This window comes from Neisseria sicca VK64, from assembly GCF_000260655.1.
GTDB lineage: Bacteria > Pseudomonadota > Gammaproteobacteria > Burkholderiales > Neisseriaceae > Neisseria > Neisseria sicca_B.
This window is the reverse complement of sequence record NZ_AJMT01000189.1, coordinates 1-2,488: the sequence shown is the minus strand read 5'-3', so window position 1 is coordinate 2,488 and position 2,488 is coordinate 1. Positions and strand designations below refer to the sequence as shown.

1 protein-coding gene is annotated in these 2,488 nt (G+C 53.8%); it reads right to left on the bottom strand.

All coding sequences use genetic code 11. The features are described 5' to 3' along the window. Positions 1–2,488: hemagglutinin (locus tag HMPREF1051_RS11090; RefSeq protein ID WP_003768710.1), on the bottom strand; the 2,488-nt coding region annotated here is incomplete at both ends.

Here is a 2,488-nt window from a genome sequence, read left to right as displayed (position 1 = left end):
CCTTTGACGCTCAGGCTGTCACCCAGTTTCTTCGCACCGGTCGTGCCGTTGTCGGCGGCAAAGGTCAGACCTTTGTTATCCACCGCGTCTTTCGCCGCTACGCCTTTGGCGATGTCGGCTTTGGCTTCGTCAGTCAAATCCAGCGCGTAATCGGTAACACCGTCGGCGTCTTTCGCACCTTCGCTGACTTTAACCGCGCCGTTAGCCACTTGGCTGAGGGTGGTCTTGTCGGCATTGACGGTGTACTCGGTGTTGTTGCCGTCCACTTTTTCGCTGACGGTCACGTTCTTACCGGCGACGACGGTGGTGGTTTTTTCGGTGGCGGCGAGTTGTTCGTTCAACTGGGCGACGTTGACGGCGTCGGTGTCTGCCGTACCTTTGGCTACGTTGGCAATCTTGTTGCCGCCGTTGTTCAGACCGGCATTGGTCAGAGACACTTGGCTTGGCGAACCGTCCGCACCGATCTTCAGACCTTCTCCGCTCAGTACGCTGTTGCCGGAGATGAAGCTGTCGGCAAGTACGGTAGTAGCAGAAACAGTGCCGAATTCGACATCGTCTTCAGTCTCAACCGTCAGCTCTTTACCGCTGCGTTTCACTCGGATGTTCTTACCTTGTTTCACGGTCACGGTGTCGCCTGCTGCGATTTTTTCGCTGTCGCTGTCGGCTTCGTCGTTCGCTTTCAGCTTCCAACCTTTGTCGGCTGTCGCTTTCACTGACTTGATCGCGTCGTGGACGTTGTTTTCACCTGTTCCGCCGATGTCGCTGGTCGTAACGTTGCCGTTGTTGTTGGCTGCGTTACCGCCCAAGACGTTCGCCAAATTCACTTGGGTTGCGTCCAGTTGGGCTTCGGTCGCGGCTTTGTTTGAGTCGGCCAATGGAGCGGCACCCAATGTGGTGTTGGTCAGTCCGCTGACAATACCTTCTTTACCGTCAATCACTACCGGCTTGCCGCCGTTCGCTGCGTCTTTGCCGATGGTCACTTTCTCGGCCAGGCTGAAGTCGATTTCTTTGCCTGTACCGCTTGTGGTAACGATGTTCTTGTCTTTGCTTGTGTACTTGACTGTATCGCCCAAGTTCACTTTTTCAGACGACCCGTTGTCCGCAACAATGTTCAGACCTTTGGTCACTTCTTCGCCTACTTTGTCCAATGCGTCTTGAACGGTGCCTACGGCAGGATGTTTCGTGCCGTCCGCTTTGGTAACGGTAAAGCTAGGCGCTGCAACCTCTCCAGTTGTCGGATCAATGTTGGTATTCAACGCTTTGGCTACTGGGTTCAACTGGCTGACGTTCACTCCGTCAGTATCCGCCGTACCTTTGGCTACGTTGGTAACTTTGTTGCCGCCGTTGTTCAGTCCGGCAGTAGTCAGGGATACTTGGCTCGGAGAACCGTCTGCACCGATCTTCAAACCTTCGGTAGTCAAGACGCTGTTGCCTGCGATGACGCTGTCGGCAACCACACTGGCAGCTTCTACGGAATCAGCTTTGACATGAGTAAACTCAACGTCGTCTTCAGTCTCAACCGTCAGCTCTTTACCGCTGCGTTTCACTCGGATGTTCTTACCTTGTTTCACGGTCACGGTGTCGCCCGCAGCGATTTTCTCGCTGTCGGCTTCGTCGTTGGCTTTCAGGTTCCAGCCTTTGTCAGCAGTTTCTTTAACTGCGGCAATGGCTTCGTGGACGTTGTCTTTACCTGTACCACCAATGTTGCTGGTCGTTACGTTGCCGTTGTTGTTGGCTGCGTTGCCGCCCAAGATGGTTGCCAGGTTCACTTGGGTAGCATCCAGCTGCGCTTCGGTCGCGGCTTTGTTCGATCCTGCCAATGGGGCAGCACCCAATGTGGTGTTGCTCAGTCCGCTCACTGTGCCGGTCGTACCGTCAATGCTGACAGGTTTGCCACTGTCTTGGCCGATTTTGACGGTGTCGGCCAGTTTCAGTTGTACGCCGCCTTCAACGGTGTCGCTGACAATGTTGCTGTCGCCTTTGATGTTGATCGTGCCGCCCAACGCGTATTTGTTGCTGCCTGTGGTACCGCCAACGTTGATGCCTTTGGTTACTTCTTCACCTACTTTGTCCAAAGCGTCTTGAACAGTATGTACAGGTGTACCTTCCGTACCGTCGGCATGTTTGACGGTAAAGTTAGGCGCTGCGATAGAGCCGTCTGGATTGACAGTCGTATTCAATGCTTTGGCAATCGGGTTCAGCTGGCTGAAGTTCACTGCGTCGGTATCCGCCGTACCTTTGGCTACTTTGGCAATCTTATTACCACCGTTACTCAGTCCGGCCGTGGTCAGAGACACTTGGCTCGGAGAATTATCCGCACCAATTTTCAGACCCTCGGTAGTCAAGACGCTGTTGCCTGCGATAACGGTTTCTGCAATCACATTGGTGGCATTGACGGCATTGAATTCAACATCGTCTGAAGTGGCTACGGTGATGTTTTTGCCGTTGCGGGTCACTTTGATGTTTTTGCCTTCTTTAATGGCTACTT